Source organism: Mesorhizobium sp. B2-5-7, from assembly GCF_006440875.1.
Lineage (GTDB): Bacteria > Pseudomonadota > Alphaproteobacteria > Rhizobiales > Rhizobiaceae > Mesorhizobium > Mesorhizobium australicum.
In genome coordinates this window covers 632,889-657,011 of the sequence record NZ_VFUO01000003.1, presented here as the reverse complement: position 1 = coordinate 657,011, position 24,123 = coordinate 632,889, and the positions used below count along the sequence as shown (strand labels likewise).

At 62.5% G+C, this 24,123-nt stretch carries 24 protein-coding genes; 11 read left to right on the top strand and 13 right to left on the bottom strand.

All coding sequences use genetic code 11. The features are described from left to right. Positions 1-1,029: 1,029 nt before the first annotated feature. Together FJ543_RS17075 and FJ543_RS17070 are read right to left on the bottom strand one after the other, a co-directional pair. Complete coding sequence (locus FJ543_RS17075) at positions 1,030-1,779, bottom strand: MAE_28990/MAE_18760 family HEPN-like nuclease (RefSeq protein WP_140876053.1); 750 nt, start codon at positions 1,777-1,779, stop codon at positions 1,030-1,032. Continuing rightward, the gene (locus FJ543_RS17070; RefSeq protein WP_140876051.1) at positions 1,772-2,833 is read right to left on the bottom strand and encodes a DUF262 domain-containing protein; all 1,062 of its coding nucleotides are present in this window, start codon (positions 2,831-2,833) and stop codon (positions 1,772-1,774) included. Before FJ543_RS17070 ends, FJ543_RS17075 begins: the two co-directional genes overlap by 8 nt. Positions 2,834-2,866: 33 nt before the next feature. Between FJ543_RS17070 and FJ543_RS17065 the strand changes: the two genes are divergently transcribed. Next, positions 2,867-3,313 carry a very short patch repair endonuclease gene (locus FJ543_RS17065; protein WP_348643255.1) on the top strand — a complete coding sequence of 149 codons (447 nt, stop codon included), beginning with the start codon at positions 2,867-2,869 and terminating at the stop codon, positions 3,311-3,313. 114 nt (positions 3,314-3,427) lie between these two features. Next, positions 3,428-4,213: a hypothetical protein gene (locus FJ543_RS31460; protein WP_224622786.1), complete on the top strand. Its 786-nt coding sequence runs from the start codon at positions 3,428-3,430 to the stop codon at positions 4,211-4,213. A 687-nt stretch (positions 4,214-4,900) separates the two neighbouring features. Here FJ543_RS31460 and FJ543_RS17050 read toward each other — a convergent pair. From FJ543_RS17050 to FJ543_RS17040, 3 genes are all read right to left on the bottom strand, one after another. Then, entirely contained in the window at positions 4,901-6,541 is a 1,641-nt protein-coding gene (locus FJ543_RS17050; RefSeq protein WP_140876206.1) for an ABC transporter substrate-binding protein, read from the bottom strand. 582 nt (positions 6,542-7,123) lie between these two features. Next, entirely contained in the window at positions 7,124-7,624 is a 501-nt protein-coding gene (gene secB, locus FJ543_RS17045) for a protein-export chaperone SecB (protein WP_015314738.1), read from the bottom strand. 277 nt (positions 7,625-7,901) lie between these two features. Next, a complete protein-coding gene (locus FJ543_RS17040; protein ID WP_140876204.1) occupies positions 7,902-8,399 on the bottom strand; it encodes an FxsA family protein in 498 nt (165 codons plus the stop codon). Positions 8,400-8,599: 200 nt separating this feature from the next. On the opposite strand from FJ543_RS17040, the gene FJ543_RS17035 reads away from it, so the two are divergent. Genes FJ543_RS17035 through FJ543_RS17020 form a run of 4 tightly spaced genes read left to right on the top strand, consistent with a single transcriptional unit; the run spans position 8,600 to position 11,321 of the window. Next, positions 8,600-9,307 (top strand): Tim44/TimA family putative adaptor protein, encoded by a 708-nt coding sequence (locus FJ543_RS17035; RefSeq protein WP_015314736.1) that lies wholly within the window; start codon positions 8,600-8,602, stop codon positions 9,305-9,307. 21 nt (positions 9,308-9,328) lie between these two features. After that, on the top strand, positions 9,329-10,429 hold the full coding sequence (locus tag FJ543_RS17030; RefSeq protein ID WP_140876049.1) for a murein transglycosylase A: 1,101 nt from the start codon (positions 9,329-9,331) through the stop codon (positions 10,427-10,429). Further along, on the top strand, positions 10,426-10,956 hold the full coding sequence (locus tag FJ543_RS17025; RefSeq protein ID WP_140660315.1) for a Smr/MutS family protein: 531 nt from the start codon (positions 10,426-10,428) through the stop codon (positions 10,954-10,956). The genes FJ543_RS17030 and FJ543_RS17025 overlap by 4 nt, the downstream gene beginning before the upstream one ends. Next, on the top strand, positions 10,953-11,321 hold the full coding sequence (locus FJ543_RS17020; RefSeq protein ID WP_015314733.1) for a helix-turn-helix transcriptional regulator: 369 nt from the start codon (positions 10,953-10,955) through the stop codon (positions 11,319-11,321). Before FJ543_RS17025 ends, FJ543_RS17020 begins: the two co-directional genes overlap by 4 nt. Positions 11,322-11,367: 46 nt before the next feature. On the opposite strand, the gene FJ543_RS17015 is transcribed toward FJ543_RS17020, so the two are convergent. The 4 genes from FJ543_RS17015 to FJ543_RS17000 all read right to left on the bottom strand — a co-directional run bounded on the left by FJ543_RS17015 (position 11,368) and on the right by FJ543_RS17000 (position 14,598). Further along, positions 11,368-11,607 (bottom strand): hypothetical protein, encoded by a 240-nt coding sequence (locus tag FJ543_RS17015; RefSeq protein WP_140619862.1) that lies wholly within the window; start codon positions 11,605-11,607, stop codon positions 11,368-11,370. A gap of 305 nt (positions 11,608-11,912) precedes the next feature. Further along, positions 11,913-12,527, bottom strand: coding sequence for a transglutaminase-like cysteine peptidase (locus tag FJ543_RS17010; RefSeq protein ID WP_140619860.1), 615 nt, complete (start codon positions 12,525-12,527; stop codon positions 11,913-11,915). Positions 12,528-12,686: 159 nt separating this feature from the next. Next, positions 12,687-13,964, bottom strand: a complete 1,278-nt coding sequence (locus tag FJ543_RS17005; protein WP_140876047.1) for a polyhydroxyalkanoate depolymerase — start codon at positions 13,962-13,964, stop codon at positions 12,687-12,689. Positions 13,965-14,229: 265 nt separating this feature from the next. Next, positions 14,230-14,598 (bottom strand): septal ring lytic transglycosylase RlpA family protein, encoded by a 369-nt coding sequence (locus tag FJ543_RS17000; RefSeq protein WP_015314729.1) that lies wholly within the window; start codon positions 14,596-14,598, stop codon positions 14,230-14,232. A 309-nt stretch (positions 14,599-14,907) separates the two neighbouring features. On the opposite strand from FJ543_RS17000, the gene FJ543_RS31455 reads away from it, so the two are divergent. Then, positions 14,908-15,093, top strand: a complete 186-nt coding sequence (locus FJ543_RS31455; RefSeq protein WP_015314728.1) for a hypothetical protein — start codon at positions 14,908-14,910, stop codon at positions 15,091-15,093. A 51-nt stretch (positions 15,094-15,144) separates the two neighbouring features. Here the strand turns inward: FJ543_RS31455 and FJ543_RS16990 are convergent, their stop codons facing one another. From FJ543_RS16990 to tauA, 4 genes are all read right to left on the bottom strand, one after another. Next, on the bottom strand, positions 15,145-15,333 hold the full coding sequence (locus tag FJ543_RS16990) for a hypothetical protein (protein WP_140719494.1): 189 nt from the start codon (positions 15,331-15,333) through the stop codon (positions 15,145-15,147). A 19-nt stretch (positions 15,334-15,352) separates the two neighbouring features. Further along, positions 15,353-16,213 carry an ABC transporter permease subunit gene (locus FJ543_RS16985; RefSeq protein ID WP_140876045.1) on the bottom strand — a complete coding sequence of 287 codons (861 nt, stop codon included), beginning with the start codon at positions 16,211-16,213 and terminating at the stop codon, positions 15,353-15,355. Beyond that, a complete protein-coding gene (locus tag FJ543_RS16980; protein ID WP_140660309.1) occupies positions 16,210-16,983 on the bottom strand; it encodes a taurine ABC transporter ATP-binding protein in 774 nt (257 codons plus the stop codon). Before FJ543_RS16980 ends, FJ543_RS16985 begins: the two co-directional genes overlap by 4 nt. A gap of 109 nt (positions 16,984-17,092) precedes the next feature. After that, on the bottom strand, positions 17,093-18,106 hold the full coding sequence (gene tauA, locus FJ543_RS16975; protein WP_140876043.1) for a taurine ABC transporter substrate-binding protein: 1,014 nt from the start codon (positions 18,104-18,106) through the stop codon (positions 17,093-17,095). Positions 18,107-18,734: 628 nt separating this feature from the next. Here tauA and FJ543_RS16970 point away from each other — a divergent pair. From FJ543_RS16970 to FJ543_RS16955, 4 genes are all read left to right on the top strand, one after another. Continuing rightward, positions 18,735-19,223: an Rrf2 family transcriptional regulator gene (locus tag FJ543_RS16970; RefSeq protein WP_015314723.1), complete on the top strand. Its 489-nt coding sequence runs from the start codon at positions 18,735-18,737 to the stop codon at positions 19,221-19,223. Positions 19,224-19,254: 31 nt separating this feature from the next. Continuing rightward, positions 19,255-20,598 carry an FAD/NAD(P)-binding protein gene (locus FJ543_RS16965; protein WP_140823042.1) on the top strand — a complete coding sequence of 448 codons (1,344 nt, stop codon included), beginning with the start codon at positions 19,255-19,257 and terminating at the stop codon, positions 20,596-20,598. Between the two features lie 841 nt (positions 20,599-21,439). After that, on the top strand, positions 21,440-22,879 hold the full coding sequence (locus FJ543_RS16960; RefSeq protein ID WP_140619846.1) for a pyridoxal-phosphate dependent enzyme: 1,440 nt from the start codon (positions 21,440-21,442) through the stop codon (positions 22,877-22,879). Beyond that, positions 22,876-24,045, top strand: a complete 1,170-nt coding sequence (locus tag FJ543_RS16955; protein WP_140876041.1) for a PLP-dependent aspartate aminotransferase family protein — start codon at positions 22,876-22,878, stop codon at positions 24,043-24,045. Before FJ543_RS16960 ends, FJ543_RS16955 begins: the two co-directional genes overlap by 4 nt. The last annotated feature ends 78 nt before the right edge of the window (positions 24,046-24,123 follow it).

The following is a 24,123-nucleotide window of genomic DNA, read 5'->3' as shown; positions in this document are numbered from 1 at the left end:
TTGGCGGCTTTGAAAGAGGCCTCGAAGGAGCTGGGTGCAACACGGTACTGATGTGCGAGTCAGATCCTATCGCAAGGGCAGTTCTCGCCCACCGGTTTCCCGATGTTGAAATAGCCGAGGACATAACGACCCTCAGCTCGCTTCCCGATTGCGATGTGGTAACCGCCGGTTGGCCTTGCCAAGACATCAGTTTGGCCGGTGGTATGAAAGGACTTGGGGGAGATCGCTCAGGTCTAATAAGCGAAGTGTTTCGTTTGATCTCAGCAACCAAACATAAGCCCGAGTACGTGCTTCTAGAGAACGTGGCATTTGCGCTTGATCTGCACAAGGGTGAGTCCGTCAGATACGTTACTAGTCAGCTTGAGCAACTGGGCTACCGGTGGGCATATCGAGTACTCGATACACGGTCCTTTGGACTTCCCCAACGCCGCCGTCGCTTGTTCGTTTTGGCCTCGCTGAATTACAAACCAGAGGCTATTTTGTTGGATGGCATTCAGAATGAAGCCCTTCCAGGTTCGAAAGAACCGAAGATGGTGGGATTCTATTGGACTGAAGGAAATCGGGGTCTTGGATGGTCCCCAGAGGCAATACCACCTCTCAAGGGTGGATCCGGTCTTAGTATTCCCTCCCCACCAGCAATCTGGAATCGTCATACTTCAGTTTTTTTCTCGCCAGGGATTAAGGACGCCGAACGACTGCAGGGTTTCGAACCAGATTGGACGGAAGCTGCGGACGGCTTTCCAAAAGGCATTAGGAAAAGATGGCTATTGGTCGGTAACGCAGTCAGTGTGCCCGTCGTCGAATGGATCGGTCGAAGGATTGGGAAGGAAAGTCCGTATGCAGTCGACAATTGGGCGACCGTCCCTCACACAGACCGCTTACCAAGAGCAGCTTATGGCGGGCCAGAATTTCAGACGATAGGCTTGGCTGTAAGCAGTGAGGGACCAGCATCGCCAAGTGCCTTGAACCTAAGTGATTTCGACCTCAGCGATTTCAAGCCGGTGTCAAAAAGAGCAATCGCAGGCTTCACTAGCCGTTTTGAAGTAGCTCCCCTCCGGAAGAATCAGGAGTTCCTTCAGGACCTGCGTCGATACCTAGCCCTTCCCCAAGCGGCTTGAGGTAACCCTTACATTCTCTGTACTCTTCCAGAGCTGCCAGGTACGACAACATAAATCTCCTCACACGTTCCAACATCTCGAGAAGATCCGAGGCAGTAACCTTCTCGCCCGCTTCGGTGAAGGATTCCAGGCCGTGGGCCAACGCGTTGCGACGTTCTCGCACATTTTCCAGGTCGCTGCCGCCTAGCGTATGAGGGGGCGCAACCCAAGTAATTGCTAGACTATCCCTCAATTTCACTGCGGCTGTTTGTCCGAAGTTTCCGCTGAACGGAAGCCGGTCCTTCTTTGGCCCATCCCAAGATGGCCGCCCGGTCATAAACGGCACGAAATCCGTCAATAGATTTCCGTGATTCGTACCTGCTTGCATCCTATCGAGGAACGCGGCTTGGACAATATCCAGCCTCCAATACTCGGCGACTTCGCTCGACGAAACACCCTCCGACTCTATATTCTCACGTATGGATCGCATCACAGAGCGCATGGCGCTCTCAAGGGCATTGTAGAGCATTACATAGGACGTAGCTCTGAGAAAGGCGATAAGCTGCCGCTTCTGATAGTGAGTTCTAACGTTCGCTTTTTGGCGCTTCTCCAGCTCTTTCGTAGACTCTAGGATGGCCTCAAGCTCATCCAGTTTTTCCTTCAGAATGGTGGTCTCATTCATGTTGGTCTAAAATCTTGTCACGAACGAATTCAATTCGAGATCGGAGGCGCGGCCCACTATTACTGGCATCCGTCCTAACAAGTTGATAAAAATCAGGCTCATCCAACCAGTCAAAACTTGCGGTTTTCATTTCAGGTTGTTCGCGTAAGGCTAGGCAGACGCCCACAGATATCGCTTCAAAGCGGACGCGCGGTACTTGTTGGGTTTTCTCATTTCGAAAAAAAGCATTCGCAGAGTTATCGGCTATGAAATTCATGGCCTTATCAAATTCAGCAGACATAGCACCAGCGCCGGAGGCATCTAGCTTTTGATTGTACTCTTTAAAGTAGTTGTCGATGAATCGCCTGACGTCGTGGGTAAACAGCTTGTAGTGATTTGAGTAAACAAAAAATCGTGCAACTAATTCCTGTCTTTCACTTTCAGAATTCCGATTCCCTCGGGATCCTTTTCCCGGGGCAAGTAATTTAAAAACTTCTCGATTCGCACAGTCGACCACAAGATCTAGAAATGGACCTTGATACGCTCCCTTCCTTATCTCAGCGTCGCTTAGTTGCTTCGATGAGGTATTTATTCTACGGAAAAGCTCTACGCGCGAACTTTCATCCGTCCCTTCCTCTAGAACGAAAGATCTTATGGGGTTATTTAGAAATCGCTTCTTTGTAGCAGAAGGAAGTTTGCTGAATCGAAGTCCGTTTAGTGAGTCAAGTTTCTCAAGGTTGACGAGGCGAAAGGCATCGTTCTTGAATTCAACAAGAGTGCGAATCCTTTGTGATCCATCGACAACTTCTAAGCTACCCCCGACCTCATAGAAGAAAATCGGAGGTATCGGAATGCGTAGCAGTAAGCTTTCAACGAAATAAGACTTTTGGTCGTTACTCCACTGAAGTGTGCGCTGGTATGTCGGGATATAAATATCACCCTCGTCAGGGTTGTGATCTTTATATTTTCGGATCAGAGTATCAACCGGGAAATCGGTAACGAGGTACCGGACCTCGTTTCGAGCGGTTTCCACAGCGTCTTGGATGTCGGATTCGCTGAGTTCCTGATTTGTCATATTGTCATCGCGTTCCTAGCTGCTGCATTTCTAATGACATACAAAGCGTCGTTTCAAAAGATGACATTGTTCGAATCCGTCCCTCCCACCCGCCGTCTCTTGATGTCGAAGGTTCGCTCAAAGGACACCCAACCGGAGGTCGCCCTTAGGCAGTATCTGCATTCCCTCGGGTATCGGTATCGATTGCATCAGGCCAATTTGCCTGGTTCACCAGACATTGTATTTGGTTCAAGAAAAAGAGCCATTTTTGTGCATGGGTGCTTTTGGCATAGGCACTACCTGTGCTCCAGATCGACCACGCCAAAGACCAGGAAAGAATTCTGGGAAGCCAAATTTCGTGCCAATATCGAAAGAGATGCGCGCAATATATCAGAGTTGGACCGTCTTGGTTGGAAGATTATGGTGGTATGGGAGTGTGAGACGTTCGACTTGGGAACGCTTCACCCTAAGCTTGTAGAGTTTCTCGGAACACGTGCTTAGCTGTCCACCCCGGGACCTGATAGTCCGTACCTTGGATGTCTAGGCGCGCCACGCGCCTGTCCTTTAAGAACGCCCCACCTTGTCGTATCCTCTGCCTAGCTTGGGGGACACCACATGCGCTCCACCTCAGACACCATCGCCTGTCTCGGCCTCGCCATCGGCGGCATCTTCGGCCTTGCCGTCACCTTTGTCGCCAGCGCTCCACTGCGCGAATCCCTCTGGGCGATCGACGGCGTGGCGCTCGTGGTGGCGACGGCCCTGCTCACCATGAAACACCAGCGCCTCGGCAATGATTGCGTCGCCGCTGGCTTCCTGACATTCCTGGCCGGCGAGAGCCTACTTCTGGCCGGCAATGCGGCGGGGCTGGAGGCCAGCGTGCCTTCCTATGTCGGCGGCGTCTCGCTCTGGGCGGCGGCGCTGATCCTGGTCAGCGTGCCTAACACATTCGCGTTGTGGATGCGGTTCACCGCATTCGTCGCGGCCGCGCTGTTCTTCGCCTCTGTGGGCATGGTGCTGTGGGGCACGCCCCTGCTGCCGACCTCCTCGCCGCTGCCCGCCGCCGGCTATCCGTTCCTGGTGCTGACTTTTTGTTGGGTGGATCTGGACTTTGCTAAGGGGTTCTCGGCACGCCTAGCGGCTCGGTTTCAGGCGCGGGCGCTGCCCCTCACCTGCCTGCCGGCATCCTCTCCCCGTATAGGGACGGGGAGAGGGGCGCTGTCATTGACAATTTCGCCAATTTCCATCGTTGCAAAAAAGCGTCGGCGTTGCGGCCAGCTACTCTCGCCCGTTTACGGGGAGTTGAGAAGCGGTCCGCGCAGCGGACGAAAAGCCAATTGCTTGGCTTTTCGAACGACGAACGTTCGGCAGGACAGTGAGGGGCGGCGCCGACCTTGGCAATAGTAACGTCCCCCCGAACCACGGCCGCCCCGTATTGACATCAGCTCCACACATGATCCATTGGAAGCGGGCAATTGGGGGACTATCCGTGAAAAAGATCTATGCGAAGCCGACGCTGAGCAAGCGCGAGAGGCTTTCGGCCGTGACGGCTGTCGCGTGTCCGGTATCGGTCTGCCCGCGCTAGGACGTTCCCGGGAAAGGGGCAGGCCTGCTGCCGCCGCTCGCCTTCCCGCGACAAATCCCAAGCAGCGTTGGTACGAATTCATACCAAGCATCCGCCTCGGTTGATCGCGCGGCGCGGGGCCGGTACACAAATCGGGCGGCGGACCTTTGTAAGGTCGCTAGTGGCCGGCGCGGGGCTCAGGCAATTGTCTCACCGGCATGCGCGCCGGCCATCTTCCCTGAATGATTTGAGTGTGGGCCAAAGGCGCTCCGCGTCGCCCGGTGGTGACCTTCGCAGGTATCTCCCTCCGCCCGCGACGGGAAAGTCAGCGTCGGCGCTGCCCCTCACCTGCCTGCCGGCAGGACAGTGAGGGCGGTGCTGACCTGCGATAGGCGCACGCTGGACTAGCCGCTATCCCCAACCCCGACCCGATTTTGACTTTGCGGACGCCGTCCCCCACTCCGTCGCTGCTTCGCAGCGCCACCTCTCCCCCCTCCGGAGGGAGAGGAACCAAGACCGGCCAAACCTCAACTTTCAATCCAGACCTTCTCAAAGTGCTGCTCCAGTGCCTGGTGCTGTTCGCAGCCTTCGATGCCCTTGCGGTAGGTTCGGTAGACCGAGCGCCAGTAGGGCTGGATGATGATGCCTGAAACGCGCAAATTCTGCTCGATCTTGGCCATGACCGCCTTGCGGGCCTTGGGGTCGGGCATGGCCAGCGCCTTGTCGAGCAGCGCGTCGAACTCCTTCGAGGCATAGGCGCTCTCGTTCCAGGCGGCGCCCGATTTATACGCCAGCGCCAGCACCTGGACGCCAAGCGGGCGGCCGAGCCATTCGGTGCAGGAATAGGGGAACTTGCTCCAGTCGTTCCAGAAGGTGGCGGCCGGCAGCACGGTGCGCTTGATCTTGAGGCCGGCCTCGCGCATCTGCGCGGCGATGGCGTCGCCGGTGCTCTTCTGCCATTCGATGTCGACCGAGATGAGGTCGTATTCGTGGTCCGCCTTGCCGGACTCGGCGAGCAGCTTCTTCGCCGCCTCGACATCGCGCTTGGCCGGACCGATATCGGCATATTCGGGGTGCATCGGGCCGACATGGTGGTTGTCGGCGGGTTTGCCGCGGCCATCGAGGCCGAGCTTCAGCACGGCGGAATTGTCCACCGCGAGCTGGGCGGCGCGTCGTACCTTGACGTCGTCATAGGGCGCGTTGGCGACGTTGAAGCGGGCGACGATGGTCGAGCCGGTGGCGATCTCGGAGTTCTTCAGCCCCATCTTGTCGGTCTGCGAGACGGCGTCGGAAGCGGTCTCGTGATCGGTGTCGATCTCGCCGGATTCGAACGCCGACAGCATGGCGTTGGGGTCGGAGCCGTAGTCGATCCACTGGATGCCATCCAGGTAAAACTCGCCCTTCCACCAGGGCTTGTCCCGGCGCTTGACCTCCGCGGCCGTCTCGGCGTCCCATTTCACCAGCTCGCACGGGCCGGTGGTGATGGCGAGCGCCTTCATCGGGTCGCCGTCGCCCTCATAGGAGCGGTGCATGATCAGCGCGGGATAGTCGGCCATGCCGGCGATCAGCGAAATGTCGGGCTTCGGCAGGTTGAGCTTGATGGTGTAGTCGTCGACCTTCTCGATGCCGCCATCGACCACCTTCTTGGTGTCGGCATTGACCAGCGCGCCCATGCGCGCGGCGACCGAATTGCCGGCAACGCCGGCTTCGCACCAGCGGGTGAGATTGTGGACGACGTCGTCGGCGTTGAAGGCGTCGCCGTTCGACCAGGTGATGCCCTTGCGCACATGCAGCGTCAGCGTTTTGGCGTCGTCGCTCATTTCCCATTTTTCGAGCAGCCAGGGCTCGAAGGAGAAATCGGTGTTCCAGCGCACGAGATATTCGTTGCAGTGGCGCGCGACATTGGACATTTCGACGCCGTCGAAGGTGCGCGGATCCTTGAAGCCCTTGACGTTCATGGCGACGCGCAGCACGCCGCCCTTCTTCGGCTCGGCGGCGCGGGCGGGCGTCGGGGCGATGCCGCCCAGCGCAAAAGCGCCGGCGGCGCTGACGCCGAGGCCGGCCATCAGCGCCAGATATTCGCGGCGGCTGATGCCGCCCGTCCTGAAATCGTCGGCGACAGGTTTGGCGCGCGGGTGAAGTTTGCGGTCGGTCAGCATGAATTTCATCATCGTTCCCTCTTTTGTTGGTGCATGCCCAAAATTGCCCAGCGGTTTTGGGACGACGGCATGCACGGAAACAGGCTCGCCCCGGCGGACAAGCCGACGCGGCGCGGCTGCGACCGCCGGGGCGCCATTGCCTGAGGGGGAATGATAGGGCTGGGTGACGCGGCGGAATGTTCTGGAATCCGCAGGACTTGTGCGATGCTCCGCAGGGGGTGGACGGACCTGGGCGCTTGGGATGGCTGCCCCGTCGCATTGCTTCACCACCTCTTGTCTGCCAGCCATCTTCCCGCAGGGGATCGGTCGAATTGCGAGCAAGAGCGATGCGTTTGCCTGCGGCTTCGCGTTTCACCAGCGGCTTCCCCCACTCCGTCTCGGCTTCGCCGAGCCACCTCTCCCCCCTCCGGAGGGAGAGGAAGGAACGCGCTTGGCGAGGTCGCGCCTTTCCTCTACCCCGTCGATCGGGGGAGAGGTGTCGAGCGAAGCTCGACGGAGTGGGGGTCGACCCATGGCGCGATCGGTCAATCCACCAGAACAAAAAACCCGGCGCGAGGCCGGGTTTTTCAAGCGATCCCTGTCAGCCGAGGATCAGCTCACCTGGGTCTTGGAGGACGCGGCCTGGTCTTCGGCCAGCTTCTGCTGGAACATCTGCGCGAAGTCGATCGGGTCCAGCATCAGCGGCGGGAAGCCGCCATTGCGCGTCGCCTCGGCGATGATCTGGCGGGCGAAGGGGAACAGCAGGCGCGGGCATTCGATGAACAGGATCGGCAGCATGTGCTCCTGCGGAAAGCCCGAAATGGCGAAGACGCCGCCATAGACCAGCTCGACGTTGAACAGCACTTCCTGGTCGAAGGAGGCCTTGGCGTTCAGCGTCAGATTGACGTCGAACTGCTTGTCGGAGAGCGGGTTGGCGTTGACGTTGACGTTGATGGCGATGCCGGGCGCCTTGTCGCGGCCGCGCAGCGAGTTGGGCGCGCCGGGGCTTTCGAAGGACAGGTCCTTCACATACTGGGCCAGCACGTTGAGCGACGGCTGGGCCGCGTTGCCGTTGCCGTTGGCGCCGACCGGCGCGTCATCATTGCTGGCCATGAGCCAATATCCTTTTCCCCTGGGCAGTCTCGCTCACCGAATTGAATCGGGGCTGACCGAATTGAAATCGGGCGTTCGCTACCATGGCCGGCATGACAAGACAAGGTTTGCCGCCGTGTGACCGGAGCGGACCCAGACTGCATCGAGATTCAGGTCAGGCCGAGGCGAAAAGGGTGGTTTCCGAGAACCGGAGCGGAGCGTACTTGAAGTACGTGAGCACCGGAAGCGCAGGAAGCCGCCCTTTGCAGACCGGCATCACCTGAATATCGATGCAGTCTCAATCGTCCTTCAGCCGCCGCCACGGCGAATTGTGGTCCGGGCCGCGCTTGAGGTCGTCCTCGCGCGAATAGTCGCCGTCGTCGAGGTCGATGACCTTGTCGCGCTGACGGCGGAAGCCGCCGGTGGAGAAATTGCTGGCCACGACGATGCGGCCCTTCAGCCTGCTCCAGGCAAGGTCGCGCACCGGCGGCAGGAACAGGAGCAGGCCGACAATGTCCGTGATGAAACCGGGAATGATCAGCAGCACCGCCGCGACCACGATCATGGCGCCGTGGGCGAGCTGGCCGCTGGGGTCGCGGCCGGCGGCCATCTCGGCGCGGATGCGGCTCATGACGCCGAAACCCTGGTGGCGCAGCAAAAGCACGCCGGCGAAGCTCGAGGCCAGCACCAGGCCGACCGTCGCCAGCGCGCCGACCTCACGGCCGACGACGACGAAACCGGCGATTTCCAGCAGCGGAAGCGCGAGGAGGAGGAGGGGAAGCAGCGAAATGCGCAAGTCCTTACCGATCATTCGATTGTTTTGTCCCGCTGGCGGCCAATCGCCGCTGGCACGGAGGCTGTTAGATAGGTATGCCTGCCTTTGATTTGAATGATTGCGCCTTGCGTTCTATATGCTTTGAATGGTGAACGCTATGCGACCGCGGCCTGCTGGGCTGGACGGTCCGGCCTAGAGGCAGGGATTGATTGGCGGAAAATATGGGCTTCTTCGACTTCGGCACGATTTTCTTCCTGATCGCGGCGGTGGTGATCTTCTTCCAGCTGCGCAACGTGCTGGGCCGCCGGACCGGTAGCGAGCGGCCGCCCTTCGACCCCTACACGGCGGCGCGCACCGACAAGGACGCCACGCAGAAGCCCGAGAACGTCGTTTCGCTGCCGCGCAAGCGGGCGCCCGGCGAGCCGGCGCCGGCCGACGCCTACACGGCCATCGACGCCTTCGCCAAGCCCGACACCGATCTCAACAAGGGCCTGCGCGCGATCAAGGACAATGACCCGTCCTTCGATCCCAAGGGGTTCGTCGACGGCGCCAAGATGGCTTACGAAATGATCGTCATGGCCTATGCCGACGGCGACCGCAAAACGCTGAAGAACCTTCTGTCGCGTGAGGTCTATGACGGCTTCGTCGCCGCGATCGGCGAGCGCGAGGCCAAGTCGGAAAAGATCCAGTCCTCCTTCGTCGGCATCGACAAGGCCGACATCGTCTCGGCCGAGATGAAGGGCGGCGAGGCGCATGTGACGCTGCGCATCATCAGCGAGCTGATCTCGGCGACGCGCGACCAGGCCGGTACGGTCATCGACGGCGATCCCGAGACGGTGGCCGAGGTCAAGGATGTCTGGACCTTCGCCCGCGACACACGCTCGCGCGATCCGAACTGGAAGCTCGTCGCCACCGAAGAAGAAGACTGAGTCCGGCAAAGGCAGGCTCCGGTGTTGCTGTCGCCTCTCCTTGTTGAAAGGTCCTTCGGCGACCTGCCCGGCTGGGGCGACGACGACCATCTGCCGGCTTTCGCCGCCTTTGCCCGGTCCGCCTTCCATGTGCCGGTAAAACCCTATCGCAGCGGCGCGCTGGGCGTCGATTTCAGCGGCTTCGCCGAGGCCTATGCGCAAGCACGCGAAGCCCCCGCCGCCAGTTCGTCCGAAGCGCGCGCCTTCTTCGAGCGCCATTTTGTCCCCATGCTGGTGCGGCCCGAAACTGGCGCCGGCCTCGTCACCGGTTTCTACGAACCGCAAGTCGAGGCCTCGCCGGTGCGGACGGAGCATTTTGCCGTGCCGCTGCTGTCGCGTCCGGCCGATCTCGTCGATGTCGACGACACCAACCGGCCCGCCGGGATGGATCCTTACCTCGCCTTCGCGCGCCGGACCGTCGATGGGCTGGCCGAATATCCCGACCGTGGCGCGATCGAGCGCGGAGCGCTCGCGGGCCAGGGGCTGGAGATCGCCTGGCTGGCAGACAAGGTCGATGCCTTCTTCATCCATGTCCAAGGCGCGGCCCGGCTTGTCATGACCGACGGGCGGCTTTGCCGCGTCACCTACGCCGCCAAGTCAGGCCAGCGCTTTACGGGGCCCGGCAAAATCCTGAGCGGGCTCGGCGAAATCCCGCTGGCCGACGTGACGATGCAGTCGATCCGCGCCTGGTTCAAGACGCATCCTGGGCGGGTCGACGAGATCCTGTGGCAGAACCGCTCCTACATCTTCTTCCGCGAGGCTGCAGTGGATGATGCCGCGCTTGGCCCGATCGCGGCCGCCAAGGTGCCGCTGACGCCGGGCCGCTCGATGGCCGTCGACCGGCTGCTGCACACATTCGGCACGCCTTTTTACATCGACGCGCCGACGCTCACCGCCTTCGACAAAAACCCATTTCGGCGGCTGATGATCGCGCAGGACACCGGCTCGGCCATAACAGGGCCGGCGCGTGGCGACCTGTTCGCCGGCTCGGGCGATGCCGCCGGCGAGATCGCCGGCGTGGTGCGCAACGCCGCCGATTTTTATGCGCTGGTGCCGCGCGCGCTGGCCGGGGGCGCGAGATGAGCAAGCGCGGGGATAAACTCAGCGACGACGACCGGGTGCTGTGGAACCTGGTGGCGCGCACCGCCAAGCCGCTCAAGGGCCGCGCCGCGGTCGACATTCCGGACATGGCCGTCGATGCCAGGCCGGCGCCGGCGCAGCCGGTCCAGCCCGCCGCCAACGCGACGGCTGTTGCAAAACCGAAAATCCAGCATGTCACGCACCGGCTCGACGAGCCGACGCTGGACAAGCTGCAAAAGGGCCGGCTGCCGATCGAGGGCCGCGTCGACTTGCACGGCATGACGCAGGACGAGGCCTATTCGCTGCTGTTCTCGTTCCTGCACCGGGCGCATGCCGGCGGCGTCCGCTATGTGCTGGTCATCACCGGCAAGGGGTCTTCCTCGGGCGGCGATGGCATCTTGCGGCGCGCCGTCCCGGCCTGGCTGTCGACACCCGCGTTCCGGCCGCTGGTCTCCAGCCACGACCATGCCGCCCGCAACCATGGCGGCTCGGGCGCGCTTTATATCAGGCTGCGGCGGGCGCGCTCGTGACGCCGTTCGGCGAGCGGCTGCGGGCGCTGCGGGCCGAGCGCGGCGTCAGCCAGAAGGACATGGCGGCGGCGATCGGCGTCAGCGCCGCCTATCTCTCGGCGCTCGAGCATGGCCGGCGCGGCGCGCCGACCTGGACGCTGATCCAGAAGATCATCGGTTATTTCAACATCATCTGGGACGATGCCGAGGAACTGGCGCGGCTGGCCGAAACCTCGCATCCGCGGGTGAAACTCGATACGTCAGGCCTGTCCCCCGCCGCCACCGAACTTGCCAATCTTCTGGCCGAGACCATCGAGAAACTCGACGAGGCCGAGCTTCTGCGCATCACCGCGTCGATCCGCGCGGCATTGGGCCGGCGATCGTAGAAGACAGCGCCCGCCGGCGAGCAGCCAGCGGGCAGCCGTGGTGCGATCAATTCTTGCCGGCCGTGCTGCCGCCATTGCCGCCGCGACCATGGTCGCCATGGCCCTGGCCGCCATTGCCACCGCCCAGGCAGTCCGACGCGCCGGCCTCGCCGCAACAGCGGCCGGCCCACAAATCGTTGAGGTTGGTGTTGGCGCAGCTTGGAATGGTCTGCCCGGCCAGAGCTGATCCGGTGAGCGCCGAAACGGCGGCGGCGGCGAGAAGCGTGTTGCGCAGAAAAGCAGTCATTTGAAGTCTCCATGATTTGGGTTGGTTCGGTTCACGGCTGTGTGTCGCCGGGCGAACGGAAATGGTTCACGGAGGGATGCGGAAATTTTCTGGAGGGTCCCCAAAGGGAGCCGTGGGTCAAGGCAGTGCGGCAATGGCAGAGGCCCCAGAGATTGGCGGAACCTCCACGGTTCGTCATCCACGGGCGAAGCGGACGCGCAGACCCGAGGATCCATGCCGCGATCGCGAGCTTCGCAACCGTGCAGAATGCAATGGTATAGCCGCGCTGGGGTGGCGCCGCCTCAGGCAGGTGCCCCGCTATGGCCCTACTGCACCGAGCCGACCAGAACCTGCTGGCCGCCGCGGATCGAGACCCAGCGGCCGGTGTTGTCGATCGCCTGGCGCTTGAGGAAGCGGTAGCCGGTCTGGTCCCAAGACTTGACCTTGTCGGTCAAATTGTCGAGCACATAGTCGCCGCCATCGGTGCGCACCGTCAGTACGGCGTGGCCTTCGCCGTCGGGCTTGCGGACCACGGTTATCAGGAGATCGGCGAGCGACATGCCCATGCGGGACAGCTGGCGCCGCTTCTCCAGCACGTAGTCCTCGCAGTCGCCGACGCCCTTGTCCGGATAGGCCCAGACCTCGTCCTTGCCGTAGATGTCCATGTCGCTCATCGGCTTGACGGCGGCATTGACCCTTGCGGTGACGTTGACCAGCTTGCGCATCAACCCGTCGGTCAGCACCGCCGGCGCGAGATTGGCCGGGCGGATCGAACATTCGCCTGGACGCTGCTTGCAGAAATCGTAGTGGCCGATCGGCTGCGAGGTGAGGCCCCCGGTGGCCATGGCGCCCGAAGCCCAGGCCGGTGCCATCCAGCCCCCCGTTAACGCCAGCCCTGCTGCCGCGCATACGCGCAGCCTTCGCATGGTTGAGGAATTCATTGTCCCCGCTCGCCCTGTTGTTAACGAAACGTTAAGGGCGATTTACACTCCGTGTCAATTACGACGTCGGCCTGATTTGCAGCATGGTTACCCGCGGGGAGGCAGAGCGGCACTTGTGCAACGGAATCGGACCCGCGGCCGGTTCCGTTTTCAAACCGCCTACCGCTTGGCGGTGCGGACCAGCTTCGGCTTCACCGCGACGCGGTTCTGGCGGCCATAGCTGGTGATGAAGTCGACGATGCGCGGCACGATCTCGGAGCGGAAGCGCGAGCCGTTGAAGACGCCGTAATGGCCGACTGCCGGCTGCATGTAGTGCGCCTTCTTGTCGGCGGGAATGTTGACGCACAAATCCTGCGCCGCCCTGGTCTGGCCAAGACCCGAAATGTCGTCGTTCTCGCCCTCGACCGTGAACAGGGCAACGTTGCGTATCACGGACGGATCGATCCTTGTGCCGCGATGCGTCATCTCGCCCTTGGGCAGCGCATGGCGCACGAAGACCGTGTCGACCGTCTGCAGATAGAACTCCGCCGTCAGATCCATCACCGCCAGATATTCGTCATAGAAGTCGCGGTGTTTTTCGGCATTGTCGCCATCGTGCTTCACAAGGTTCATGAAGAATTCCTTGTGGGCGATGATGTGGCGGTCGAGGTTCATGCTCATGAAGCCCGAAAGCTGCAGGAAACCGGGATAGACCTCGCGGCCGAAGCCCGGCACTGGCCAGGGCGCGCGCATGACGACGTTGTCGCGGAACCAGTCGATGCCCTTTTCCTCGGCCAGCAGATTGACGGCGGTCGGGTTGCGGCGGGTGTCGATCGGCCCGCCCATCAGGGTCATCGTCGAAGGCACGAAGGGATCGCCCTTCGCCTCCATCAGCGCCACCGCCGCAAGCACCGGCACGGAAGGCTGGCACACGGCCATCACATGCGTGTCCGGACCCAGCGTGTGCAGCATGTCGATGACGTAGTCGATATAGTCGTCGAGATCGAAGCTGCCATCGGCCAGCGGCACCATGCGGGCGTCGACCCAGTCGGTGATATGGACATCGGCATAGGGCAGCATCGCCTCGACCGTGCCGCGCAGCAGCGTGGCATAGTGGCCCGACATCGGAGCCACGATCAAAAGCTTCGGGTCGGCCTTGCGCCCGGCGGGAACGGCGCGCTCGAACCGGACGAGATTGCAGAACGGCTTCGACCAGACGGTCTCCTCGGTGACCGCGACGCTCTTCCAGTCGACCACCGTCTTGGCCAGGCCGAATCGCGGCTTGCCGTAGCGGCGCGTGGTGCGCTCGAACAGTTCGGCGCCGGCCGCGATCGAACGGCCCCAGGGCGTATGCGAAACGGGGTTGAGCGGGTTGGAGTAGAACAACCGGACCGCGTCGGCATAGAGCCGCGCCGGCTGCAGGGCCGCGTGGTTCATTTCGTAGAGCTGGTAGAACATACGTTACCCCGCGACCGAAGGGACGACGATCAGCGCCGAGCCCTAGATGTCTCGCGGGGAAGTTAACAACTAATTGCTGCGATGCAATACGTCACGTGGCGTGACCAATGCTTCTTTCGCCGAAAGCCTTGAAAACCCGGCACGGCCGGCCCAGCCGGCTCAATGTGCAGTGCCGAAATGTGTAGGATATGTGTCAGGCTTTCGCGGCGACCTGACCATGATGGTCCTGCGGTCGGGAAGGGATCATGGTCAGGAGACGATCAGATCAGACGCGCGCCATGCAGACGGAGGTCTGCCCGGAGCCGATGAAGCCGAGCTGGCCGGCGGCGCCTTTCGACAGGTCGAGCACCCGGCCCTTGATGAAGGGACCGCGATCGTTGATGCGCACGACGACGCTGCGGCCGTTGTTCTTGTTGGTGACCCGCAATTTGGTGCCGAAAGGCAGCGTGCGGTGGGCGGCGGTCATCGCCGAGGGGTTCATACGCTCGCCCGATGCGGTCCTCGAGTGCAGCGCGTACCAGGAAGCGCGGCCACACTGACCGGCGGCGGCGGTTGCCGAAGTGGCGGAGGCGCCGACCATCAGGCCAGCAGCGATCGTTACCGCGACAAGCGCGGTCTGTTTCGTGGTCTTCATATTTGGGGGATGGCTCCGTTTTTGACAGACCCAAGCCGTTAGGTGGGAAATAAGGCAGGAAATGCGGCAGTGATCTGGCGGTTCCATGGCAAGATCACACGTTTGGAGTCAGGGGGTAACAGTTTGTCAGGGATTTTCGGACCAGATTTTATCAGTTATCGATGATATTCGTGCCGATATCCGAGATCCGTTTGACAAGATCCGGGATTAATCTCCAAGTAGAAACCGCTGGGATCGAGCCACTTCCTTTGGCTCTTTCATCGCGGCTGTGGCGCCGCTCTCGATCGACTGGGAAAGCGAGATCCGACAATGAGACTGACCAAAAATCTGCTGGCGTTGATTGTGCTGGCGATCGGTGCGTTGTGGTCGCTGCAAGGGATCGGCGTGGTCGGCGGCAGCTTCATGACCGGCCAATCGCAATGGCTCTATATCGGCCTCGCCGCCATGCTGGTCGGCCTGGCCGGGCTGGTATGGGCGAACCGTGGGCATGGTTGATTTTCGAGCAAGCACGCCCGCTGCCGAGCGCGCCGGCCGATGCGACTGCGTTCACTGCGACCAGTACTGCCAGGCCCAGTAAAAACTCTCGTCGCGCGGTGGCAGGCGATCGCGCCCGGCGCGGAGATGGACCGGCGCCGGCGAGCGCGGGCTGTCGTCTCTTGCCGCGTTCTCGTCGGAAGCAAGGCCGAGCAGCCAGGCGCCGACATGGGCAAACAACACGGCGGTGGAATGGGTCATCGTCATTCTCCTTTTCCGATCATTCCCGCCCCGCCCATGGGACCAGCACGCGCTCGATGCGGCGGATGGTGAATTCGAGCACGAAGGCGATGGCGGCGATCACCAATATGCCCATGATCACCACGTCGGTGACGAGGAACTGGGCCGCCGACTGGATCATGAAGCCAAGCCCGCGCGTTGCCGCCACCAGCTCGGCCGCGACCAGTGTCGACCAGCCGGCGCCGAGCGCGATGCGCAGGCCGGTCAGGATCGAGGGCAGGGCGCTGGGCAGGATCACGTGGCGGACCACTTGGCGTCGAGTCGCACCAAGCGAACGCGCGGCGTTGACGCGCTCCCGCGAGACGCCGCGGACGCCCGAGGCGCTCGACAGCGCGACCGGCGCCAGCATGGCGATGGCGATCACCAGGATTTTCGACGGCTCGCCGATGCCGAACCAGATGATGACCAGCGGCAGGTAGGCCAGCGGCGGGATCGGTCGCAGGAATTCGAGCAGCGGATCGAAGATGCCGCGCCCCACCGTGCTGATGCCTATGGCGAGCCCCACCGGCACGCCGACCAGGATGGCGGCGGCCAGCGCGGCAAAGACGCGGGCCAGACTGGCGACGACATGCTGCGGCAGCGTCGCGTCGACGAAGCCGTCGCTGATAACCACGATGAACTTGTTCCACACGGCAAGCGGCGAGGGCAGGAACACCGGCGACACCAGTTGCAGGCGGGCCGACAGTGTCCAGAGCGCCAGCACCGCCAGGATGGTGGCGGCGCTGACCATGCGGGCCGAAACGCCCGTCCGTTTCGCCCGTGGCCTCGACCAGGGCACCGACAGGCCGTCGGTTTCGTCTGTCCTTGAACCGGGCCGTTCGGTGTAGGAGGAAATTGTCATGCCGCCTCTCCCTCGAAGATCGCGTCGGTCAGTTCGCCGCGCGCCGCCGCGAAGGCCGGATCGGCCTTGATGGCGCGAATGGGCTCGCCCGCCGCGTAACGCCTGGAGAAGCTCGGCTCGAAGGTTCGCACCACGCGGCCCGGGCCGGGCGCCAGCACGACGATGCGGGTGGCGAGCACCAGCGCCTCCTCGATGCCGTGCGTCACCATCAGCACGCCGGCATGGCTTGCCGTCCAAAGGTCGAGCAGCGTCGTCTGCATGCGCTCGCGCGTCAGCGCGTCGAGCGCGCCGAGCGGCTCGTCGAGCAGCAGGAATTCGGGTTCGGCGGCGAGCGCCCGGGCAAGGCCGACACGCTGGCGCATGCCGCCGGACAGCTCCCAGATGCGTTTGTCGCCGGCTTCAGCGAGCTTGACCAGCGCCAACAGTTCATCGGCGCGGCGCGCCCGTTCGGCTGGCCTCGCTCCGCGCAGCCTGAGCGCGAAGGCGACGTTCTCGCGCGCCGTGAGCCACGGAAACAGCGCATCGTTCTGGAACACCACGGCCCGGTCCGAACCGGGCCCGGTGATCGGCTTGCCATTGACCGTGGCACTGCCGCGCGCCGGTATGACCAGGCCGGCGGCGACGTTGAGCAGCGAGGTCTTGCCGCAGCCGGAGCGGCCGACAAGGACGACGAAATCGTTCTTGGCAACGCCGATCGACACGTGCTCGACGGCGGGTGCCGGCTGGCCGTCATAGTGGATGGAGATCTTGTCGAGCACGAGATGCGGCATGGGCCCTCGCCGATTGGAAGGATATCCGCCTGCCCCGAAATCGCGCCTCGTCGGCGGCTTCGGGACAGGCAATACGCGGCGTGGGAAGGAGAGCCGCGTGTGCGACGCGTCAGTTCGAGGCCAGCGCCTCGGTGACGTATTTCGAAGTGACGTATTTCGAATAGTCCGGCAGCACCGCGTCGACCTTGCCTTGCTCCTTGAGGAAGGCGGATGCCGCCGCGATCGCACTGACCGTACCGCCGCCGAGGAACTTCCCGGATGCCTGCTGTTCCAGGGTGGGAAAGACATAACCCTTGAGCAGCTCCGGCACCTCTTCCAGCTTGGCGCCGGTGAGCTTGGCGATCGCGGCGGCCTGCGGCGACGACACCGACCAGGCGTCGGGCTTGGCGAGATAGTCCGCATAGGCGGTGCCCGTCACCTTGACGAAGTCGCGCACGGCTTCCGGGTTCTTCTCGGCGAAGTCGGTGCGCACGATCCAGGCGTCGAAGGTTGGCGCGCCCCAGGCGGCGACCTGCGAGGAATCCAGCACCACCTTGCCGGATGTCTTGATCTGGCCCAGCGCTGGGTCCCAGACATAGGCGGCGTCGATGTCGCCGCGCGCGAAGGCGGCGGCGATTTCCGGCGGCCGCAGGTTGAGGATCTGGACCGATTTCGGATCGACATTCTCGTGCTTGAGCGCGGCAAGCAGGCTGTAATGCGTCGTCGACACGAACGGCACGGCGACCTTCTTGCCGGCGAGGTCTGCGACCTTCTCGATGCCGGCGCCGTTGCGGGCGACCAGCGCCTCGGATTGCCCGATCAGGCCGACGACGAAAATGGTCTGGATCGGCAGTTCGCGGCTGGCGGCGGCCGCCAGCGGGCTCGAGCCGACATAGCCGATATCGACCGAGCCGGAGGCGACCGCGGCGATGACATCGGCGCCGGAATCGAATTTGCGCCAGTCGATGCTGGCCTTGGTCGCCTTTTCATAGGCGCCATCGGCCTGCGGCACTTTCGAGGGTTCGACGACCGTCTGGTAGCCGATGGTGATCTTCAGGTCTTCGGCGAGCGCCGGGCTGAGGAAGGCGGCGCCGGCGAGGGCGGCCGACGACAGAAGGAGAATGCGTCGCGAAATGGTGGGCATCAAAGGGCTCCATGAAAAGGGAAAACCGGATTGCATGTCCATAGTTCGCTAATTCCATGGTTCTTGTAGAGTTAAATCCTTCCAAGGAAGGAGAGCTTGTTGGAAAAAAGCCACTGGCGGCGGGCCGCCACGGCGGAAGTGACGGTTGCCGTCGTCCAAGAGCGGCGAGCCCATCAACTTTGCCCGAGGGCTCGACCTCGACCGTTGCAGATACAGACAGGGTCAAACGAGAATTCCGGGTTTTCCCTACCTCCAGCAAACTGATGCTTCGAATGGCACAGAATTTAGAATGAGGTTCCACGTGTCGGCACCTAAGTAATCTTATGGACATAGGTGCGGGGTGCCGATGACAGGGCATCCCAAGCGTATCGTGGAGATCGCTGGCGTCGTCGGTTCCCAGCCGCGGGCCGTCATGCGAGCAAGCCTGGCGTCTGTGTCCTCGAAATCACAAGGCGGGCCTAAAATCGCCGCAACGAGTTGAAAATCAAGCAAGATCAACCGCAATTGGCTTGTATATCATGTCACTGGAATTTATGTGTCATGGAGGCTTCGGCGCGGCGGGGAGGCACGCGAGGCGTTTCGCAACGGATGGCCTAAGGCCATCGCACGACAGAGAAACGTTCGGTTCATGCTCACCAAAAAAGGCAAGTACGGCCTCAAGGCGCTCGTCCATCTCGCGCACATGCCGGCCGGACGGCTCGCCTTCGTCGGCGATATCGCGACCGGCAACAACATCCCGAAGAAATTCCTCGACGCCATTCTGGGCGAGCTGCGCAATGCCGGCTTCGTCCAGAGCCGGAAGGGCAAGGAGGGCGGCTATCGCCTGGCCCGGCCCGCCGACGAGATCAAGGTCGGCCACGTCGTGCGCGTCCTCGACGGGCCGTTGGCTCCGATCCCCTGCGCCAGCCGCACACAGTATCAGCGCTGTGAAGACTGCAACGAGGCGACATGCCAAGTCCGACATCTGATGCTGGAAGTCCGGCAGGCGATCGCCGAGGTGCTCGACCAGCGCAGCCTCGCCGAGATGCGCGACATTGCCGACGACCTCCCGGTCGCGAGGGACGACCTGCCGGTGGCGCGGAACGACCTGTCGGTCGCGGTGAAGGTCCAGGCCTGAAGCCGGCACTTCGCATGGGGCTCGCTTGCGCATGACCGGGCGAACCAACCCGACCCGTTCCATCATCATCGTCGGCGGCGGCGCCAGCGGCGTCGTGCTGGCCGCGCATCTGCTCAAATCGCCCAATCCGGACCTGCGCGTCACATTGATCGAAAAACGCCCGCATTTTGGCCAGGGCATTGCCTATTCGACGCTGCTGTCGGCGCATGTGCTGAATGTCAGCGCCGCAGGCATGAGCGCCTATGCCGACGATCCCGGCAATTTCTGGCGCTGGCTGCTGGAGCGGGGGCTTGCGACACCGGAACAGGCTCCGGTCTATGCGCCGCGCAGCCTCTATGCGCGTTATCTCAAGGAATTGCTCGACGACCTGGAAACGCGCGAGCGCGAGAGCGGCCGGCTGCGCCTGATCCGCGAGGAGAGCCTGTCGATCACGCCGACGGCGTCCGGGGTCGAGGTGGCGCTGGCCAACGGCACCAGCGTGGTCGCCCATCTTGCCGTGCTCGCTACCGGCCATGACGAACAGCCCGCGCAGGGCCACGCGATCCGGATGGGCTCGGAAGCCGACACCGCGCTCGATCCAGATAGCCGCATCCTGGTGCTGGGCACGGGCTTGAGCATGGTCGATGCATTCCTTTCCCTGGAGCAGCGCGGCCATCGCGGCGACATCATCGCGGTGTCGCGGCGCGGCCTGCTGCCCTCGCCGCACCGCAAGGGCAATCCGATCAAGCTCGACGTCGCCGACATCCCGCTCGGCACCCAGCTCTCCTATTTCGTCGGCTGGTTCCGCGACCTTATCCGTCAGAACCAGAAGGCCGGCGTCGACTGGCGCGACGTGGTGGACGGCCTGCGCCCCTTCAACCAGAAGATCTGGCAGAACTGGCCGGCCTCGGCCAAGCGCCGCTTCGTCGAGCACACCAAGGCCTGGTGGGACATCCATCGCCACCGCATGGCACCCGAGGTCTACGCCAGGGTGACGGAGGCCGTGCAATCGGGCCGCATCCGGCCGCTCGCCGGGCGCGTCGTCGGCGTCACGCCGGGCGACGGCTTCGCGGTGGAGGTCCAGTCGCGTCACACCCAGCGCCTCGAAACATTCGGCGTCGCCCGCATCTATGATTGCTCCGGTATCGTGCGCGACATCTCGACCTCGTCGAACAGCGTGGTGCGCTCGCTGGTCGACCGCGGCCTGGCGCGGCCGGATCCGCTGCGCATCGGCCTCGACGTCTCGGCCAATTGCGAGATCATCGCCGCCGATGGCACCGTTTCGCGAAAAATTCTCGCCGTCGGCCCGCTGACGCGCGGCACCTTCTTCGAGATCGACGCCATTCCCGATATCCGAGTCCAATGCGCCAGGCTGAGCAAGCGGTTGCTGGGATAGACAACCCCAGGCGGCGATTGTCTTTGGCAAGCGGTGCCCGCCTTAAGCCGCGAGCGTCTTCCGTGATCGCACCATATTCGGCTGGGCGTAGTCTGGTATTCGTCCTGAGCGGCCCTATGTCGGTCTAAACAACTTCCGTTCTTAACTATAAAACGGCAGGACTAAAGTCTTGTGCGCTAGCAGGCCTTGGTCCGAGGGGTCTTCGAACGTTCCGTGCTTGTCCATTGGACGTTCCATTACTTTAGTCAATCGAGATATACGTGGCTTGATATGGACCGCGGTAATGGGGATGCGAATCGGCCTGCCAAAAGGCGCGATCTTCCTTCCGTCGAGTGACCCAATGCCTCCTCAGCCCGGTTTCGAGCCAGTGCTTTCCTATGCCCTCGGACCAAAAGAATGGCCGGTGCGGGGATGCTTGGGTTGGAAGCAGATCGCACCGGCCATCGCGGGTTAGGCTTCGATTGGGATCGTCCCCCGCACGACCAAGCTACATATATATTAGCTATTGCTCAACTAAGACTGAAGTCCCTCCAGCTACCAGCCGGAGGGATGGCGTTCAGCCCAATGCCTCACACATGGCGCGCGCGGCCTCGGCGCCCAAAAAATTCTGCTGGCCGGTGATCAGGTTGCGACGCCTTCGCTGGACCGGATCATGCCGCCGTCCAGTCCCACGGCTTGGCGCTGTCTCGCTGGCGTTTCGGTCGGCACCGCCTCGCCTCGCCTGGATGACGGCCCCATGGAATTTCATTCCCCGTCTGGCCACCGGATTGGCACGATCTATCTTCTTTCCAACTGCGATCGGCTGGAAAAGACGCTAGGGTTGACCCATGGAGGCTCCGACATGAGTGAGCATAGAAAAACCACGGCCGACAGTGGCTCCTCGGATAGGGCGCTCTCGCGCCTCCGGCCGCCCTATGCGTCGTTGCTCGATCTGATCGGGCAGACGCCCATCGTCGAGCTGACCAAGTTCGACACCGGAAAATGCCGGCTGTTCATCAAGCTCGAGAGCCAGAACCCTGGCGGCTCGATCAAGGACCGTATCGCGCTGTCGATGATCGCGGCGGCCGAAAAACAGGGCAAGCTGAAGCCCGGCGGCACCATCGTCGAGGCGACAGCCGGCAACACCGGCCTTGGCCTTGCCCAGGTCGGCATTCCCAAGGGTTACCGCATCATCCTGGTCGTGCCCGACAAGATGTCGCGCGAGAAAATCCAGCATCTGCGCGCGCTCGGCGCGGAAGTGCGCATGACGCGTTCCGATGTCGGCAAGGGCCATGCCGAATATTACCAGGACATGGCGGAAAAAATCGCCGCCGAACTGCCCGGCGCCTTCTACGCCAACCAGTTCGCCAATCCGGCCAACCCGCTGGCGCATCAGACGACCACCGGCCCGGAGATTTTCTCGCAGCTTGACGGGGATGTCGACGCGGTGGTGGTCGGCGTCGGCTCGGGCGGCACGCTGACCGGGCTTGGCCGCTACTTCGCCGAGGTGTCGCCGAAGACGGAGATGGTGCTGGCCGATCCGGTCGGCTCGGTGCTGGCGCCGCTGATCAAGACCGGCAAGATGGAAGAGGCGGGAAGCTGGACCGTGGAAGGTATCGGCGAGGATTTCGTGCCGCCCAATGCCGATCTGTCTTTGGTCAAGAAGGCCTATTCCATCACGGACAAGCAGAGCATGCTGGCGGTGCGGGATCTGTTGTCCCGGGAAGGCATCCTGGCCGGTTCTTCCTCCGGGACGCTGCTATCGGCGGCGCTGCGCTATTGCCGCGAACAGACGGTGCCCAAGCGCGTCGTTACCTTCGTCTGCGACAGCGGCAACAAGTACCTGTCAAAAGTGTTCGACGATTTCTGGCTGGCGGAACAGGGACTGGCCGAACACGAACAGCATGGCGACCTGCGTGACCTCGTGATGCGCACTCACCGTACCGGCGACACTGTCTATGTCGGGCCGGACGAGAGCCTGCTCAATGCTTACGGACGCATGCGCCGCTCCGATGTCTCGCAACTGCCGGTGCTCGACAACGGCAAACTCGTCGGCATCGTCGACGAGAGCGACATCCTTGCCCATGTCGACGGCCCCTATGACGGGCGCTGGGAGCGCTTCAACGGCCCGGTGCGCACGGCCATGACCTCGAACCTGCACACGCTGCAGGCCAGCCAGACGCTGGACGCGCTGCTGCCGGTGTTCGACCGCAACGAGGTCGCCATCATCTTCGACGGCGACGAGTTCGTCGGCCTGATTACCCGCATCGACCTGATCAACCATCTGAGGCGCGCACGATGACAACATCCGGAAAGAACCGCCTGGCGTTTTCGACGCGCACCATCCATGGCGGCCAGAGCCACGATCCGCTGACCGGTGCGGTGATGGTGCCGATCTACGCCACCTCGACCTATGGCCAGCAGTCGCCCGGCGTGCACAAGGGTTTCGAATATGCCCGCAGCCAGAACCCGACGCGATTCGCCTTCGAGCGCGCCGTGGCCGATCTCGAAAGCGGCTCGGCGGCTTTCGCATTCGCTTCCGGCCTGGCGTCGATCGCCACGGTGCTCGAATTGCTCGATTCCGGCGCGCATATCGTCGCCACCGACGACATTTATGGCGGCTCGTTCCGGCTGATGGAGCGGGTGCGCAAGCGCTCGGCCAGTCTGCAGATTTCTTTCGTCGATTTCACCAATCTGGCCGCGGTTGAAGCCGCGATCCGGCCGGAAACAAAAATGCTTTGGGTCGAGACGCCGACCAATCCATTGCTGCGCATCGTCGATCTCGAAGGCGTCGCGGCGTTGGCGAAGCGCAAGGGGATCTTGTCCGTCGCCGACAACACCTTCTGCAGCCCCTACATCCAGCGGCCGCTGGAGCTCGGCATCGACATCGTGGTCCATTCGACGACGAAATATCTGAACGGCCATTCCGACATGGTCGGCGGCGTCGCAGTTGTCGGCGACAACAAGGATTTGGCCGATCGCCTGAAATTCCTGCAGAACGCCATCGGAGCCATATCCGGCCCGTTTGATAGTTTCTTAGCGCTGCGCGGTTTGAAGACCCTGGCGCTCAGGATGGAGCGTCATTCCGCCAACGGCCTCAAAATCGCGCAATGGCTGGAAGCGCGAAAAGATGTGCGCCGCGTCATCTATCCCGGCCTCGCCAGCCATCCCCAGCACGCCATCGCGGTCCAGCAGATGCATGCCTTCGGCGGCATGATCACGGCTGTGCTCGATCGCGATCTTGCCGGCACCAAACGCTTTCTCGAACGCACGCAGCTGTTCACGCTGGCCGAAAGTCTTGGCGGGGTGGAGAGCCTGATCGAGCACCCGGCGTTAATGACGCATGGCTCCATTCCCGCCGAGAAGCGGGCGGAGATCGGCATATCGGATTCGCTGGTGCGGCTGTCGGCGGGGATCGAGGATGGCGACGATCTGATCGCCGATCTGGATCGGGCGCTGGGAGGCTGAGTGCCTTTCGGCTGACCGAGGCCCGTGTTGCTCGCGGGCATGCGCTGCGTCGCGCCTTGCTCCGCCCACGACGATGAA